Source organism: Xenorhabdus eapokensis, from assembly GCF_001908105.1.
This window is the reverse complement of record NZ_MKGQ01000003.1, coordinates 59,415-76,747: the sequence shown is the minus strand read 5'-3', so window position 1 is coordinate 76,747 and position 17,333 is coordinate 59,415. Positions and strand designations below refer to the sequence as shown.

Genomic DNA, 17,333 nt, shown 5'->3' with positions numbered 1-17,333 from the left:
TCATATATTAAACGATACTAGGTTATTAGATCTAAGGTTTTTGAGAGTAGTTATAAAGCATTCTTTATCTATATTATATAATTTATTAATTTCTTGATATAATTCAGAAAATGATATGACTTTTTTGCATAAAAATATAATGTGATTAATTATATCTCCAATTGATAATGAAATTATTTTTCTTGATTTTTGTTTTTTGTAGAAAAGAATATTTAATTCATTTTTATTTGGTGTTTTTTTTATAGCGTCTTTTGGTAATTTCTTATCAATTAGTGATAACACAGAAATTATATCTATATTGAATTTCTTTATTCTTATTGTTGAATTAGAAGCTATAAATAGTCTCTCAAGATCAATATCATCGATATTGTATTTTAAGTTTTCTTTTGTGTTTGGATTTAAAAGGTTGTTTTGTTGTAAATCGATGAGTAAACTGTTTTTTTCTTTTTCATATATGGCTATGTTTTTTAAAATGTTATCTTTTGTTTTGTTTATTATATGCCTACAAAAAAATATGGATTCGATAATTGGGTTTTTTTTTACTTCATTATCGAAATCTAGGTTCAGCAAATATTTTTCAAATTCATATTCAAATTGCTCTTTGGCGAGATATTTATATAGATAAGGCAAAGCCATTATTAAACCCTCCATTCTTTTGTTTTTTTGTAAAATTGATGATTTGACAAACTTATCTCCATTTTTTCTAAAAAAATCAACTAATATATCTTTATTTTCTTGGGATATATAATTTATTTTCATAAATTTATTAGGGTTTTCATACATCTTTATTGAATATTTAGGGTTTGATATCAATTTAGATAGATAAATGTTTATTTCTTTCATATTCATAGTGGATTTAATCCTTTATAAATCAATGTTTATAGCCTCTTGTTTGAATACTTCCCCCTAACTGGATAGGGGGAAGTATTTTAGTCATGGGCAACCAACGCTATTGCAAAGAACTTCAATAGATGATTCGGATTCTTCAATAAATTCAATTTCCATTATAAAACTCCTATTTACTGTTTATCTTTTACGTGAATATATCATTTTATATAGTTAGCTAACTAAATTGATTTTTAACTTTGACTGTTATTAAGTCAATAGTTTTTTTTTACTATTGATAAAAATGGGATCTATATCAAAAACAATTTAAGTACATATTGATATGTAAGAATTAATTGTCGATTGTTGTTTATGTTTATGTTTATGTTTATGTTTATGTTTATGTTTATGTTTATGTTTATGTTTATGTTTATGTTTATGTTTATGTTTATGTTTATGTTTATGTTTATGTTTATGTTTATGTTTATGTTTTAAAAATGCTTTTTTAAAAAGTAGATGATATTTTTTTTATCTGAGAAAATCCTGTTTTAGCTTATGGTAAATAAAATAACGTTTTTCATATCATAACTTATTAAAAACAATATAAATATAATATTATTGATTTATTGCGGTTATGAACAATAAACTCAAGATTCTGGTATGAGTATAAGTGCCGATAAGACGGAGAATGCTCGAATAACTTGGATGCTGCTCAATCAGAAGTTGGTTTATGAACATTATCTTAATTTGGATTTAAATTAGGATAAGTTTATGTTGGGTTTATTTTTTTTTATTTTAATAAATTAATTTCTCATGATAAATAATTATGAATCAATGTCAATAAGGAATAATTTAGAGATTGTTAGTCAGGTTATATATACCCGCCATTATTAGGGCACTAATGCCTTCAATAATGACGGGTATATATCTAGGGCTGGAACTTACAACCTATTGAGAACACTGTTCTTCAATATAGTTTAAGTTATATCTGGTGCATACATTCGCTATATACCTCTTTAAGGCAAAATTGGTATTTTTTATGATGTTTAATATGCTTGGCACATATAGTACGTGCGCGTTCTTGGCATTTTTCAGATTTATCATTCAATTTTGCTTCTGTTGCAAATGTATTCCAGGATATTAATAGCAGAATAGCTGTGCATAGAGTAAGTGAAGTCTTCATCTTGTAACCTCTATATAAATTTTAATATTTTCAATGTCTTTACTCTGTATCAGAATAAAAACATATTTATCATAAATTCTCTTGGTTGAAATTCCAATCTATTTAGTGTTTTTCTAAGGCTTGATTTATGAATTATTTATTTAATGGATTGATTTTATAAGTGATATTGTTATTTTTTTAGCGAGAAAATTTAATTAGCAGAGGTAATAATTAGTCGCCTGATTTAATATGAGTAATACTATTCAATTTTAATGATGGGGATACTACTCTCGGTGCCAGATAAACTGAATGTTTAAATTTTTTTACCAGTATGTCACTATAAAAAACGGGAAGACTATAATTTCATGGAATGGGCAATTGTTTAAAATTTAAACCAAAAACTAGTTAAAGGAAAAGGATATAACATGAGCCATATTGCCGCATTGAGAAAAATTAATAATTTAAAACAAGAATTTGATTTAATAGAAGAAATTTGGTCACCGAAGGTGATAGCTCAAACAAACGAATATAAGATAATTATATTGCTCGCTGAAGGTGATTTTATATGGCACACACATGAAGATGAAGACAAGGTATTTATGGTTATTGAAGGTGAACTTCGTATAGATTTTAAAAATGATCACGTAATAATAAAGCAAGGTGAGTTTTTTGTAGTACCTAAAGGGGAAGAAAGTAAACCTTCGTCCAAGACATTAACCAAGCTGCTATTAATAGAACCCTATATAGTCGCGAATTCAGATCAGAAGTGTCACGCGTGATTTGAGTTGGAGGCAAGGGCGGGCTGATTAGCTCTTCCTTCTCAAGGATAAATAATATAAAAGTTAATATTATTTATCCTTTAAGCAAGAATAGGATTGTAACTGTTATTTATCTATTTTTTTCAGGAAACAGGTTTTCAGGACTAATCCCTTAATTTTATCGGCATTGCATTCAATTTCATCTTCGCGGTGGGTCAGGCGGATGTTTTTGATCAGCGTGCCGCGTTTCAGTGTCTTGGAAGTCCCTTTGACTTTCAAATCCTTGATAACCTGAACTGAATCACCATCGTTCAGTAATGCGCCGTTAGAATCTTTGACTTCGATATCCATCTTATAGAATCCTCATGTTTATTTTTGAATCAAACAGGGATTATAGAGAGAAAAATGATCTTTTTAAAGGTTTGCGGGATTTTTAAGGTTATAACTTCTTTTTTTAATGTTTTTTCCATCAATATCTGTTGTTGATGGAAAAAGGCCACGGATGCGGCCCTAACTTAATGAGGAATAATATTTTTATTTTATTGCTCAATATTTGTTTCGATAAATCATAGAAATTTATCAAGATCACGGGATCATATCAGTATTTTTAAAGTCATTATTCTACTTTTTCTATTTTAGTTTTCCGCTTAATAGTTGAGGTGGAGCCTATAGAAGCACAAATAATGCAAAAGAGAGCAATCCATTGAATTTTTGTCAAGTGCTCATTAAGGAAGATGATGCCTGATAATGCTCCCAATGCAGGCTCAAGGCTCATTAATGTCCCAAATGTTTTGGCCGGCAGGCGAGTAAGGGCAATCATCTCCAGAGTGTAAGGAAATGCGGTGGATAAAATAGCGATCCCCAGGGCAATAGGCAGCAGAGAAGTATCGAACAGGAGTTCAGTCCCAGTCTGTATTAATCCAATTGGGAAAAAGATAAAGGCAGCAATGAGTGAACCGATAGAGACCGTCGCAGCACCATAGCCCGCCCCAGCACGTTGCCCAAAAATAATATAAAGTGCCCAAAAAACACCGGCTCCCAGTGCGTACACAATACCTATAGGATCGAGGGTATTGACGCTATTCCCGATTGGCAGCAGGAAGCTTAATCCGGCAATGACCATGGCAATCCAGAGAAAATCCAGAGGACGGCGGGAAGAAAACATGGCTACCGCTAAAGGTCCGGTAAACTCAAGCGCAACGGCAATGCCGAGTGGAATTCGGGATAAGGACAGATAAAACAGATAGTTCATTGCTCCCAGGGAAATGCCATAGGCGAAAAGAGGGAGTAATGAAGAACGCTGAAATTTCAGTCGCCACGGTTTAAAAATCAGAAATAGAATAATCGTTCCTAATGCAAGTCTCAGAGCGGTGACACCAGGCGCACCAATGACAGGAAATAATGTTTTAGCCAGTGAGGCTCCGGCTTGGATTGATGTCATTGACAGTAACAATAAAATCACAGGAAGCAGTGGAAAAGAAGCTGCCCGATGTTTGGAAAGAGACATTTTAAAAAAACCTCAGTTACAACGTGTTATTTAAGAGATGCCATCTTCGCAGTGAAACAGATATAACTCAACAGTATTATCAGTTGCATGTTTGTTAATAGAGAGTGTTGTGGCTTCGTCGGGGGATTTTGGCACATTGGAGGTATTCAGTGAGGGGACTTGATCGTTTTAATAATTATATTATCCTGTTGGTGGAAATTCATACTGACTCATTAAAAATAATCGAGAGAATATAATGATAATAAAAACGGCTACTATGCAGGATATTGAGTCTATTTTATCTCTTTATCGTGTATTGTTCAGTGAAATGGCGGCGTTGCAGCCGGATAGAATGCAAGTGGCTGAACAAGAAAGAGATTTTATTGCTTCCAATATCAATAACGATAAATTTCATTTATTAGTTGCAGAAGATGAGAATGGCAGCATTAAAGGTTTTGCTATTGCTCAAGAGCAAACGACGGCTCCCTTTAATTGCCTGGTTCCGAGAACTTATGGTTATGTTTTTGACTTAATGGTGAGTCAGGATGCCAGAAATCTTGGAATTGGCCAGAAATTACTGGCTGGTATGAAAAAGTGGGCGCAAGAAAACCATTATTCACACCTTGAACTGAGCGTATTATCTCAGAATGTTGATGCGATACGTTTTTATATCAGGGAAGGGTATCAAGAAACCAGCAGAACGATGGCGCTTACCTTGTGATCAGGAATAATATATTAAAACCATCAAAGCGATACTTTGATGGTTATTGTAATCGTTAAAGTAGCCAATTTACCCTGCATAAATTAAGGAAGTTTAAAAATTTATACAACTTGCCGCTCCCGATACTCTTTTAATACTTCATCAATAACCCAACTGGTGCGAGCGGCAGATTCACCTGTGGATGGGCAACTACCATTACCCTGTATGTTATTAATAACCGTCTGAATGAATGGCATTTGGATATGTTTGGGGTTGTCGAAATGGTATTGGTGTAGTTGGTTATTTTCGTCATAGTGTGAAATGGGGGAATCACCAAATGTGGCAAAAACTATTTTGCCTTTTGTACCGATAATTTCGACTTTATCCTCGCGAGAACTGGCGACAAAATTCCAAATGCCAACTCCCTGAACATGATTCTCGAACACAAATGACATGGAAACACAGTCTTCGGCGGGATAGGCTTTTGCCTGTGAATGGGCGTGTCCTTTGACTGAGATAATTTTGCCCAGCAGAAAATCCAATATATCGAGTGTATGGCAAGCTAAATCAACAAATAAGCCACCACCAGCTATTTCGGGTTTAACAAACCAGGGTAAGTTATCAGGATCTTGATAGATAGAGGACATTTCCCGGAATTGCATGCAATTGACAATTCGTGGTGTACCAATTGCGCCAGAATCAATTAACGCTTTTATTTTAATAAATCTCGGTAATGCTCTGCGATAATAAGCGACGAACAGGGAAACTTTTTGAAATTGGCAGATGGCAATCATTTCGTTACATTCTTCAAATGTTAATGCCATCGGCTTTTCGACATAAACACTTTTACCGGCCTGTGCTGCTAAAATAGTGTATTTCTTATGGGTAGAAGGTGGGGTAGCAATATAAACGGCATCAACTTCCGGATCATTAATTAAAGATTCGGCATCCGAGTACCATTTTCGAATATTGTGCCGTTCGGCAAAATCTTTGGCTAAATTCGCATTGCGCCGCATGACGGCAACTAATTCTGAATTCTCTAACTTATAAAAAGCAGGGCCACTTTTTACTTCTGTTACATTACCACAACCTATAATACCCCATCTTACTTTTTGCATTGTATTCTTTCCGGTATATCGAATTGTTGAGTTGTAAAATTCAGAGTGAAGTTTATAACAGTGCCTTTTTTTGTTCTATATTTCACAGTGTAATAGGTTAGATTTTTCATGAAAAATAATGAATATTCAGTATGTTATTTGAGGTGTTGCCCTGACTTTAACAGTGAGTAACGCATTCTGGCGATACTTTTTTTCTGTTGTGGCATAATGCGCGGCTATCGGTTTTATCATCTCCCTTTTTATTCACTTATAAGAGCAACAGTTGTGTTAAGTACAAACAACATCACTATGCAGTTTGGCAGTAAGCCACTGTTTGAAAATATTTCTGTCAAATTCGGCAACGGTAACCGCTATGGTTTGATTGGGGCGAATGGCGCAGGCAAATCCACTTTCATGAAAATCCTGGGCAGAGATTTAACGCCAACTTCTGGTAATGTCAGCCTTGATCCTAATGAGCGTCTGGGTAAATTGCGTCAGGATCAGTTTGCTTTCGAAGAATATACCGTGTTGGATACTGTCATCATGGGGCACTCGGAGCTATGGGAAGTCAAACAAGAGCGTGACCGCATTTATGCGATGACAGAAATGAGCGAAGAAGATGGCTACCGTGTCGCCGATCTGGAAGTCGCTTATGGTGAGATGGATGGTTACAGTGCAGAAGCGCGTGCCGGCGAATTGTTGCTGGGGGTTGGTATTCCTGTTGAGCAACATTATGGCTTAATGAGTGCAGTGGCTCCGGGCTGGAAATTGCGTGTATTGCTGGCACAAGCCCTGTTTTCCGATCCTGACGTCTTGCTGCTCGATGAGCCAACCAACAACCTGGATATTGATACTATCCGCTGGTTGGAGGAAGTGCTCAACGAACGTAACAGCACGATGATCATCATTTCCCATGACCGTCATTTTCTGAATACGGTATGTACCCATATGGCTGATTTGGACTATGGCGAACTGCGTTTGTTCCCAGGCAATTATGATGAGTATATGATTGCCGCAACGCAAGCTCGTGAACGTCTGCTGGCTGATAATGCCAAGAAAAAGGCTCAGATTGCTGAATTGCAATCATTCGTTAGCCGTTTCAGTGCGAATGCATCCAAATCTAAACAGGCAACTTCCCGTGCCCGTCAGATTGATAAGATCCAGTTGGAAGAAGTGAAAGCTTCCAGCCGTCAGAATCCTTATATCCGTTTTGAGCAAGAGAAAAAACTGTTCCGTAACGCACTGGAATTGGAGGGCTTGACCAAGGGTTACGATAACGGGGCACTGTTCAAGAACCTGAATCTGCTGATGGAAGTCGGCGAAAAGATGGCGGTAATCGGTGAAAACGGTATCGGTAAAACAACACTCCTGAAGACCTTAGTGGGTGAAGAAACGCCAAATAGCGGCACAATTAAGTGGTCTGAAAATAGCACAATTGGCTATTATGCGCAGGATCATGCCAGTGATTTTAACTGTGATATGACCGTATTTGAGTGGATGAGCCAATGGAAGCGCGAAGGCGATGATGAGCAGGCAGTCCGCAGTATTCTCGGCCGTTTGTTGTTTGGGCAGGATGATATCAAGAAGAAAGTCGGTGTACTTTCCGGTGGTGAGCAAGGCCGGATGCTGTTTGGCAAGCTGATGATGCAGAAGCCTAACATTCTGGTTATGGATGAACCAACTAACCACCTGGATATGGAGTCTATCGAATCTTTGAACCTTGCGCTGGAACTTTATCAGGGCACGTTGATTTTCGTTTCTCATGACCGTGCATTTGTTAGCTCACTGGCTAGCCGTGTTCTGGAAATTAAATCCGATAACGTTATTGATTTCAAAGGTACTTATGATGAGTATCTGAAAAGTCAGGGTATTGTCGGGTAAGCCGGATTTGTATTGGAAGAGAAACATCCAGCCAGATTTGGCTGGATGTTTCTTTATCAGAATAAGTTTCCAACGACATATTCATTGCGACTGGCAAATTTCACACAAGGGATCTTTCCGCAATGTCATTTGGCGAAATTGCATGGTCATTGCATCGAAAAGTAATACTTTACCACGACAGGTTTGCCCGTATTGGGTTAATAGTTTAATGGTTTCCATTGCCAGCAAGGCGCCGATAGTGCCTACTAATGGCGCCATGACACCGGCTTCAACACAAGTCAGACTGTTTTCACCAAACAAGCGGCTCAGGCAACGATAACAAGGCTCTTTCGGTTGGTAAGTAAAGACAGAAAGCTGGCCTTCCATGCGGATCGCAGCACCCGATACCAATGTTATTTTACGTCCATAACACAAGCGATTGAGCTGTTCACGAATGGCAATATTATCTGTACAGTCGAGCACAATTTTGTGTTGGCTGATTAGCTCATCTAATGCCGGATCATCCAGTAACCCTTCAATGGGGTTGATGGTGATGTGTGGATTGATCTCCCGCAGGGTCAGCGCCGCAGAATGCACTTTTGCCATACCAATGCGTTCATCGCGATGCAGGATCTGCCGTTGCAGATTGGAAAGGGAGACCGTATCAAAATCCAGCAGGCTAATTGTCCCAATACCCGCCGCTGCAAGATATTGGGAAGCTGCACAACCCAGTCCCCCCGCACCCACTATTAACACCTTGGCTGATTTTAATGTTTCCTGCCCGTCGAAATCGAAACCACGCAAGATAATCTGTCGGTTATAACGCAAAGTTTCTTCATCAGTAAGTTCGACTGTCATTTTTCGGTATCTTATTATTGGTTTTTCAGTGATTAATTTTTCAGTAAATAGTTGAAAAATTCAATTTGCACGGTTTCACCCGCAGCAACATGTCCACGTTCCCGTTCCAACACAATAAAACAGTTGCCGAGACTGTATGAACTAAAGATATGCGAGCCTTGATGACCCGTAGTTTGTACCTCTAATTCACCATATTCATTCAGTGAAGCAATACCGCGTTGGAAATCCAGTCTGCCAGGGGATTTTTTCAAGGGGGTTGTTGTCTTGGCTGTGAGACGCATAGGCGGTTGCCATGCGGTAAAACCCGATAGATGGGCAATCAATGGTTGTACTAATTGGTAGAAGGTGAGTACGGCAGACACCGGATTGCCGGGTAAGCCGCAGAACCAGGCATTTTCCAATTTGCCAAAGGCGAAAGGCTTACCCGGTTTAATGGCGAGTTTCCAAAAACTGATTTTTCCTGCTTCTTCTAAGATTTGCTTGGTGTAATCCGCTTCACCAACAGAAACGCCACCGCTGCTGATCACTAAATCAGCTCGTTTATCTGCTTCGATAAAGGCCTGACGCAATGCATCGGGATCATCGCGGATTACGCCAAGATCGATGATGTCACAACCCATTTTTTCCAACATCAGGCGAATAGCAAATCGGTTGGTATCGTAAATTTGACCTGCCTGTAAGGGTTCACCGATGGCTTGTAATTCGTCGCCGGTAGAAAAAATGGCAACTTTCAGTTTGCGGACAACATCAACCGTTGCAATGCCTAGTGAAGCAATTAGCGGTAATTGTGCTGTGGAGAGTTTAATCCCTTTTGCTAATACCACCGTATTTTGGTGGATGTCTTCACCGATGGAGCGAATGTTTTGCTTCGGTTTTACCGGATGAGTGAAGCGAATTCCTGTTTCGGTAACTTCCGTTTGTTCTTGCATAACAACGGCATCTGCGCCTGCAGGAATGGGAGCACCGGTCATAATACGAATGCAACTGCCCGCCGGCCATTCCTGCTGAAATGGCATACCCGCCAGCGCTTTTCCTGCCATTGGCAAGGTTTGGTTTTCGCTAAGATCTGCAAGGCGAATAGCATAACCATCCATTGCTGAGTTATCAAACGAGGGTACGTTGATCGGGGAAATGATATCAGTGGCGGTAATTCTGCCCGTAGACTCGGTCAGGCTAATGGTTTCTGTCGTGATGAGTGGGGTAGCGGTGAGGGGAATGGTGTGGGTCAGTAATTTTTCGAGTGCTTGATCAAGTGAGATTAAGTCTGAGGCATGACAGTGATCCATAAGAAACTCCCTATACGCCGCAAATTGCGGACAAGTGTTTATGCTTATATTGAATGCATTATGGCAAAGATTGCATTGATGGGGAATGACAGGTAATGGCGACTATCACAGAGGAAGGGGTTGTTAATAAAAGATGTATATTATATTCATGGTTTGTTATAACTGAATAATACCCACCAAATCAATTAATTTTATTACTATTTAATCACTATGAAAAATCAAACTGTTGCATCTGGTAGTCGTAACTATCAATCTTTTCAGATTGCATTAAGCGGTTTTTTCGCTTTGGTTGTTGCAATGGGAATAGGACGCTTCACTTTTACCCCACAAGTTCCATTGATGATCGCTGAGTCCCAACTCACATTAACGAGTGTGGGAATAGTTGCAGCATTCAATTACCTCGGCTATCTGGCGGGTTCTTATGATGCCATGCGAGCGCAACGTTTTGTGGAATATCGTTTGTGGAGCGGTTTATGGGGAGCCGTCATTATCACCCTGCTTTCCGCATTGTTGGATGGACCCATATTGCACAGTATTGCCCGCTTTTTTATCGGCTGGGCAAGTGGCTGGACGTTGGTATTGGTAGCCGCATGGTCAAATGATGAATTAGCAAAATTAAATCGTCCAGGATTGAGTGCCGCCGTTTTTTCAGGGACGGGTGTGGGGATCTTTATTAGTGGCATGCTAGCAATTGGGATTCAATCCTGGCAGATGAGCGCCGCCAGTGCGTGGATATTATATGGCGTTCTGGCGCTGTTATTCAGTATTTATGTCAGTCGTTATCTGCCTCGCAGCGGTGAATTACACCGTCCGCAGACGGCGATCCAAACACTGAGTATGACACCAGAAATCAAGCGATTGGTGTGGTGTTATAGTTTGGCTGGGTTTGGCTATATTTTGCCTGCGACGTTTCTTTCCCAAATGGCGACAGAGCGTTTTCCTGATAGCTTGTTTGCCCAGTTTGTCTGGCCAATATTTGGTGGTGCTTCGGTCATTGGTATCATGCTGGGAATTTTGCTGCGTCATGTAGCAACATCTCAAATCCGTCTGGCGGTCACGTTATGGCTTCAGGCACTGGGTATTTTAATTGCGGAAATATTACCGGATATTGGTGGTTTGATGATTGGGGCATTGCTGATAGGTGGTGGATTTATGTGTGTAGTGCAGCTTGCTTTGCAGTATGGCCGTGAATTGGCTCCCGATCATGCTCGATATATGGCGGGATTACTGACCACGGGTTATGCGCTGGGGCAATTGGTAGGGCCCATGTTATCAGCTACTTCGACATGGCTGACAGGCAAATTGGAGCCTGCACTGTATATCGCATTTATTGGGTTGCTCATTGCCGGATTGCTGGTATTTTATCGCACCAATACTCATCGTGAACCATCCTGATTTGGTGCATTGATGATGTACAGGTATAGTTCTGCGCCTATTCGTGTATACGATATAGGCGCAGAACAAGATAAATAAAATAGATATTGTATGGTATTACATTCGCTGATATCTGCGTAAAATAAGTGTCCCGATTTCCCGTCAAGTAACGGAAATATTTACCTTGGAGAAACTGATGTCATCCCTAAGTACAGAAGCTGCGCTGGTGCATTCGGCACTGGTTGAACGTGGCCTTGAAACCCCATTGCGTGGACCCACCTTGGCGCCAGAAGTGCGTAAAGCACGCATTGAGGAACATATGACAGAAATTATGAAGTTGTTAAATCTTGATTTGAGTGATGACAGTTTGGCAGATACGCCGGGTCGTATCGCGAAAATGTATGTGGATGAGATTTTCTCAGGGTTAGATTATAACAATTTCCCGAAAATTACGCTGATAGAAAATAAAATGAAAGTGGATGAAATGGTGACAGTGCGTGATATTACAATGACCAGCACCTGTGAACACCACTTTGTCACTATTGATGGCAAAGCCACGGTTGCTTATATTCCGAAAGATAAAGTCATTGGCTTGTCAAAGATTAACCGCATTGTCCAGTTTTTTGCCCAGCGCCCGCAAGTGCAGGAGCGTTTAACACAGCAGATTTTGATTGCACTACAAACCCTGCTTGGCACAAATAATGTCGCTGTTTCCATCGATGCTGTCCATTATTGCGTGAAAGCGCGTGGTATTCGCGATGCGACCAGTACCACAACGACGACTTCGCTGGGTGGATTATTTAAAACCAGCCAGAATACACGACAGGAATTCCTGCGTGCTGTGCGTCATTTGCACTTATCATGATGAATTTCTATTACTATGAAACACAGTTGTAATGGGGTAATGTGCCAGAGAATTGAGATACTTGATAGCGTGCGCGGTTTTGCCATTTTGGGAATATTGCTGCTGAACATTTCCAGTTTTGCCTTGCCATATGCAGCCTATATGAATCTGTTTTATAAAAATTCAGTCTCGTTCTCTGACGTGATGACATGGTCTGTATTGAACACCTTTACTCAGGGAAAGTTTTTGTTCATTTTGACGCTGTTGTTCGGAGCATCACTCGAATTGCTTCGGCAGCGGGGGCGTGATTGGAATATCCCCAGGTTACTGGTTTTGGCTGTTATTGGTTTATTGCATGGTGTTTTGCTATGGGATGGCGACATTTTGTTGTCATATGGCGTTGTTGGCTTATTGGCATGGCGTTTTATCCATAATCGTCAAAAATTGTTTGGTACAGCGGTAACTTTCTATTTATTTGGCGTCATGATGTTTTACCTTCTGGGGCTTTTTCCCTTAGCGGAAAATAATTCATTTTGGCAGCCTACACCGGAAGATATTTCTTATGAAAGCGACTGGAAAATGTATGGTGGATTATTAGCCATAGAGTACCGGATTCGTCAGATAAGCGGCGCGATGATTGTGGTGATTGTGCAATATGGCTGGCAAATAATGGGTGTCATGCTTTGTGGTGCTATGTTGCTGCGTAATGGTTGGTTAAAAGGGGAATTCAGCCGTAAGCATTACCGCCGATTAGCATTATGCCTGATCCCCGTTGGTTTGACGATTCAGGTTATTGCCTTGTCGATACAATATTTATATCCCTACAGTTATTTTGCATCCTGGACTGTCCGTTATACCATCACTGAATTGGCAACACCCTTGTTGGCATTGGCTTATATCGCACTGTTCTATGGGTTTTGGCCTGCTATTTCCCGTTGGAAACTCACGTTTTGGCTCCGGCAGGTCGGGAAAATGGCACTGAGTAGCTACTTGTTGCAAACACTGGTTTGTACCACACTTTTTTATCGCTTTGAGTTATTTGGGCAGTTTAGCCGTTTGGAGTTAATAGCATTTATTCCCTTTATCTGGGCATTGAATATCTGGTTTGCTTGCTGGTGGTTGAAACGTTATTCCCAGGGGCCGATGGAAAAGCTCTGGCGCAGTTTAACAGTAAAGTTGGCAGGTAAAGTTTAGCAAAAGCGTTGCCATCCATTTTACCTCTGACGGATTTTAACAGGTTAACAGATTTCAGGTTGCAGTTTTAGTTTTGTCGGTAAACTGCAACTTGAAAGATCGAGGGCAAGAAGCTGATTAAATAGGTTGCTCTGATTTTTTATCCATTTTTATTTCCTTTGCGGCTTCCTTTCTAATTCTTGTAACTCTTCTGGTGATACCGCAGGGTAACCGTGAATTCCTGTTGGTACAGTATGTGGGACAGGGATCGGCATTAATGGGCCTAAAAATCGAGGTTCACGGTTTAAAATATAGAGATCAGTCAAGGCACCGAGACGCGCTAATACTTCCCTCAGACGGATGGTCATCATATTCTTGGGGGAGGGAACTACATAACATTGCGCTTCTATACCAAAATGCATAGCGATAAACAGGGCCCGTTCGCAATGAAAGCGCTGAGTGATGATAGTAAAATCGTTGGTATCAAATACCTTGCGGGTTCTGACAACCGAGTCTAATGTTCTGAAACCGGCAAAATCCATCACAATGTTACTGGCTGGAATTCCTGCTTTGATCAAATCCTTCCGCATGGTAATTGGCTCATTATAACTATGCTGGGCGTTATCCCCACTCAATAGCAGGTATTTGACTTTACCGCTGTTGTAAGCATTAACCGCTCCTTGGATCCGATAGAAATAATATTGGTTATATTTACCGGTTTTATAATATTTGGATGTGCCGAGTACCATACCGACTTCTCGCTCAGGCAGTTGCCTGACATCATCAAAAATGTAAGGAGCGGTTTTCCAGCTAACCCAACGGTCAAGCATAATGGCTGCCAATATAAGGACAGCAATGATAAAAATGAGACCAGTAATCAGGCGCTTCCACATGATGTTTGTTTGCCTTATATGTGCTGATGAGTCAATGCCTTAAAGGCTACTTGACTTGAAATATTGAAGCAAGTTTTGGGGGATCATATCGGAACTAAACGGATTCAATTTAAAAAATATAAAGCAATTATTTATGATTTATCTGGCTGGATGATTATTGGGTTATTTTTCAAGCCTGCCAATATAACTGGCAGGCTTATTACCCATATTATCAAAATGAAGTGCGTTTATAGATGCGATATTCTGGTTTCCAGAAATTGCGTTCAATCGCTTCATCCAATGCATCTTCCGATGTAACAATCGCTACGCCTTGAATTTGGGCTTTTTTCGCCACTTCTTTGGCTATTTTGCGGGAAACATCCTGGATATCATCAATCAGTGGCAACAATGGGCCAGAGCCTATTTGTGCCAGTGGTGAACAATCCGCTAATGCGCGGCTGGCAGCCATCAACATATCATCGGTAACACGTTTAGCGCCGGCGGCGATAACGCCTAAACCGATCCCTGGGAAGATATAGGAGTTGTTACATTGTGCGATTGGATATTCCTGACCGTCATATTTTACTGGAGCAAACGGGCTTCCTGTCGCAACCAATGCCTTGCCTTCCGTCCAGTTGATGATGTCTTCTGGACGAGCTTCCACACGTGATGTCGGGTTGGAAAGAGGCATCACGACTGGACGTTCACAATGTTTGTGCATTTCACGGATGATCTCTTCGGTGAACAGACCCGATTGACCAGAAACCCCAATCAGGACTGTCGGTTTGGCATTGCGAACCACATCCATCAATGAGAGAGAATCGCTGGTAGCATCCCACGATTGTAAGGCAGCGCTTTTCTGTACCAATGCACTTTGGAAATCCAGCAAGTTTGGCAGCTTGTCAGTCAAGAGGCCAAAGCGGTCAACCATAAACACGCGGGCACGAGCCTGTTCATCACTCAATCCTTCCGATTTCATTTGAGCAATGATCTGCTCTGCAATACCGCAGCCAGCAGAGCCAGCCCCAAGGAATGCCACGGTTTGATCTTTCAATTGGCGACCTGCCGCACGGCTGGCGGCAATCAGGCTACCCAAGGCAACGGCGGCGGTGCCCTGGATATCATCATTGAAGCAGCAAAGCTCATCGCGGTAGCGGTTCAACAGTGGCATGGCGTTGTTTTGGGCAAAATCTTCAAATTGCAGCAGTACGTTAGGCCAGCGACGTTTTACTGCTTGAATAAATTCATCCACAAATTCATCATACTCTTTGCCAGTAATACGTGGATGGCGCCAGCCCATATACAGTGGGTCATTGAGGCGCTGTGGGTTATTTGTCCCTACATCCAGAACCACAGGCAGGGTATAAGCAGGGCTGATCCCGCCACAGGAGGTATACAGTGACAGTTTACCGATAGGGATCCCCATGCCCCCGATGCCCTGATCACCCAGACCAAGGATGCGTTCACCGTCGGTAACAACGATAACTTTTACATTCTGCTTGGTAGCATTTTGCAGCATGTCATCAATGTAAGCCCGATTTGGGTAGGAGATAAACAGACCACGAGCACGACGGTAAATGTCAGAAAAGTGTTCACACGCAGCACCAACGGTTGGCGTGTAGATAATAGGCATCATTTCGCTTAAGTGGGCATCAAGGAGACGATAGAACAGCGTTTCGTTGGTGTCTTGAATATTCCTTAAATAAATGTGTCTATCAATATCATTTTTGAAATCGACATATTGACGGTAGGCGCGTTCTGCCTGCTCTTCTATTGTTTCAACCGCCTGCGGCAATAAGCCATGCAAGTTGAAATTACTACGTTCTTCTTCTGTAAAGGCACTGCCTTTATTCAGCAGAGGAAATTCCAACAAGATGGGGCCAGCGTAGGGAATATAGAGAGGACGTTTACTTTCGTGTTCCAGTTCCATGATGCTTACTCTTTGAACTTATCAATAACAAAATCGGCTACCGATCCTAAGAAGATAAAAACAATAAGTACAGTAAATGTTACTTAGATATGATTATCATGAGCAAAAATGAGAGATAACATGCAGAATTAGCTAATAAAATGTTATTGGATGATGTGCATGTCAAAACATATGCCGTTCTATTTTTGTACAGCCGAGGGCAGTTAGTGTGCATTCTGTCGCACTCCATTGTGATAAATGGTTATTTTCACCTTCTACCAGTACTGCCCGCGTGATGGATTGACAATTGCCGCCTGCCATATTCATGAAAATGAGTGCTGCCTGTAATGGAGGCAGGCTTGGGTTGAATGCCGCATTTTCTGCATAACGGCCGGTATAAATTTTTCCTTGTTCATCTTGCAAAGCAATTCCTGCATGGGATTGACTATAAGGTGCATGGCTGCGGTTTGCTGCATCCAATGCTGCTTGCACCAATTCGTCACGGGTAGTTAATTGATAGCCGTGATTAACCTCATCCAGCAACAATGGTGTGTCGGCTAAATCGAGTGGGCCAAAGGCTTCTGGCAGGTAGTCGGCCAACGTTAATGGTGGACGGTTGGGAAGGTAAACCTCCAATTGTGTTCCACTATTCAGTTCATTCATAAATTGTCGGCAATGGCCACAAGGTGAATAGTTGACAGTAATGGCAACCAGCTTTTTCTCGCCACGTAGCCAGGCGTGTGTGATGGCTGATTGTTCTGCATGGACAGTTTGCTGTAATGGGACGCCAGCGAATTCCATATTGGCACCGAAATAGAGATTACCACTTTCTCCCCGTGCAATTGCTCCAACATAAAAATGGGAAATAGGGGCAAGGGAATAGGCTGCTGCAAGTGGCAATAAGGCTAATGCCAGTGTTTGATCATCGAATCCGCTGAATTGTTTGATTGACCCCACTTGCTCTGCTGTCAGCATGGCTGGGAAATCGTCGTTGCGAATATAAGGTAACAGGGTTTTTTGCAGTTCAGGTGTCATTTCTGACCAAATAGCGTGAAAACGAGCTTGCATAGAATGATCTCCAAATTAATTGAAGGTCATTCTAGGACGTCTGTTCAGGTTTGCAATGTGA

The 17,333-nt window shown here is 40.9% G+C and carries 15 protein-coding genes; 6 read left to right on the top strand and 9 right to left on the bottom strand.

Translation table 11 applies throughout. The features are described 5' to 3' along the window. Positions 1-849 carry a hypothetical protein gene (locus tag Xedl_RS38375; protein ID WP_074022445.1) on the bottom strand — a complete coding sequence of 283 codons (849 nt, stop codon included), beginning with the start codon at positions 847-849 and terminating at the stop codon, positions 1-3. A gap of 1,563 nt (positions 850-2,412) precedes the next feature. Between Xedl_RS38375 and Xedl_RS38380 the strand changes: the two genes are divergently transcribed. Then, positions 2,413-2,766: a cupin domain-containing protein gene (locus Xedl_RS38380; protein ID WP_083600258.1), complete on the top strand. Its 354-nt coding sequence runs from the start codon at positions 2,413-2,415 to the stop codon at positions 2,764-2,766. Between the two features lie 105 nt (positions 2,767-2,871). Here the strand turns inward: Xedl_RS38380 and Xedl_RS38385 are convergent, their stop codons facing one another. Together Xedl_RS38385 and rhtA are read right to left on the bottom strand one after the other, a co-directional pair. Continuing rightward, positions 2,872-3,096 (bottom strand): alkylphosphonate utilization protein, encoded by a 225-nt coding sequence (locus Xedl_RS38385; protein ID WP_074022446.1) that lies wholly within the window; start codon positions 3,094-3,096, stop codon positions 2,872-2,874. Between the two features lie 265 nt (positions 3,097-3,361). Further along, positions 3,362-4,252: a threonine/homoserine exporter RhtA gene (gene rhtA / locus Xedl_RS38390; RefSeq protein WP_074022447.1), complete on the bottom strand. Its 891-nt coding sequence runs from the start codon at positions 4,250-4,252 to the stop codon at positions 3,362-3,364. 235 nt (positions 4,253-4,487) lie between these two features. Between rhtA and Xedl_RS38395 the strand changes: the two genes are divergently transcribed. Beyond that, a complete protein-coding gene (locus Xedl_RS38395) occupies positions 4,488-4,952 on the top strand; it encodes a GNAT family N-acetyltransferase (protein ID WP_074022448.1) in 465 nt (154 codons plus the stop codon). Positions 4,953-5,053: 101 nt separating this feature from the next. Here Xedl_RS38395 and Xedl_RS38400 read toward each other — a convergent pair whose 3' ends face one another. Further along, on the bottom strand, positions 5,054-6,049 hold the full coding sequence (locus Xedl_RS38400) for a Gfo/Idh/MocA family protein (RefSeq protein WP_074022449.1): 996 nt from the start codon (positions 6,047-6,049) through the stop codon (positions 5,054-5,056). 264 nt (positions 6,050-6,313) lie between these two features. Between Xedl_RS38400 and Xedl_RS38405 the strand changes: the two genes are divergently transcribed. Further along, complete coding sequence (locus tag Xedl_RS38405) at positions 6,314-7,909, top strand: ABC-F family ATPase (protein ID WP_074022450.1); 1,596 nt, start codon at positions 6,314-6,316, stop codon at positions 7,907-7,909. A gap of 81 nt (positions 7,910-7,990) precedes the next feature. On the opposite strand, the gene moeB is transcribed toward Xedl_RS38405, so the two are convergent. Continuing rightward, the gene (gene moeB / locus Xedl_RS38410; RefSeq protein ID WP_074022451.1) at positions 7,991-8,746 is read right to left on the bottom strand and encodes a molybdopterin-synthase adenylyltransferase MoeB; all 756 of its coding nucleotides are present in this window, start codon (positions 8,744-8,746) and stop codon (positions 7,991-7,993) included. Positions 8,747-8,778: 32 nt separating this feature from the next. Then, the gene (gene moeA / locus Xedl_RS38415; RefSeq protein WP_074022452.1) at positions 8,779-10,032 is read right to left on the bottom strand and encodes a molybdopterin molybdotransferase MoeA; all 1,254 of its coding nucleotides are present in this window, start codon (positions 10,030-10,032) and stop codon (positions 8,779-8,781) included. A 210-nt stretch (positions 10,033-10,242) separates the two neighbouring features. Here moeA and Xedl_RS38420 point away from each other — a divergent pair, with 210 nt between their 5' ends. The 3 genes from Xedl_RS38420 (at position 10,243) to yeiB (ending at position 13,444) form a co-directional block, all read left to right on the top strand. Further along, positions 10,243-11,427 carry a YbfB/YjiJ family MFS transporter gene (locus Xedl_RS38420; protein ID WP_074022453.1) on the top strand — a complete coding sequence of 395 codons (1,185 nt, stop codon included), beginning with the start codon at positions 10,243-10,245 and terminating at the stop codon, positions 11,425-11,427. Between the two features lie 175 nt (positions 11,428-11,602). Continuing rightward, positions 11,603-12,271: a GTP cyclohydrolase I FolE gene (folE, locus tag Xedl_RS38425; RefSeq protein WP_074022454.1), complete on the top strand. Its 669-nt coding sequence runs from the start codon at positions 11,603-11,605 to the stop codon at positions 12,269-12,271. A gap of 15 nt (positions 12,272-12,286) precedes the next feature. Further along, entirely contained in the window at positions 12,287-13,444 is a 1,158-nt protein-coding gene (yeiB, locus tag Xedl_RS38430; protein WP_074022455.1) for a DUF418 domain-containing protein YeiB, read from the top strand. A 149-nt stretch (positions 13,445-13,593) separates the two neighbouring features. Here the strand turns inward: yeiB and sanA are convergent, their stop codons facing one another. From sanA to cdd, 3 genes are all read right to left on the bottom strand, one after another. Next, positions 13,594-14,316, bottom strand: a complete 723-nt coding sequence (sanA, locus tag Xedl_RS38435; RefSeq protein WP_074022456.1) for an outer membrane permeability protein SanA — start codon at positions 14,314-14,316, stop codon at positions 13,594-13,596. Between the two features lie 211 nt (positions 14,317-14,527). Then, positions 14,528-16,225: an NAD-dependent malic enzyme gene (locus Xedl_RS38440; RefSeq protein WP_074022457.1), complete on the bottom strand. Its 1,698-nt coding sequence runs from the start codon at positions 16,223-16,225 to the stop codon at positions 14,528-14,530. 162 nt (positions 16,226-16,387) lie between these two features. Then, positions 16,388-17,272 carry a cytidine deaminase gene (gene cdd, locus Xedl_RS38445; RefSeq protein ID WP_074022458.1) on the bottom strand — a complete coding sequence of 295 codons (885 nt, stop codon included), beginning with the start codon at positions 17,270-17,272 and terminating at the stop codon, positions 16,388-16,390. Between the last annotated feature and the right edge of the window lie 61 nt (positions 17,273-17,333).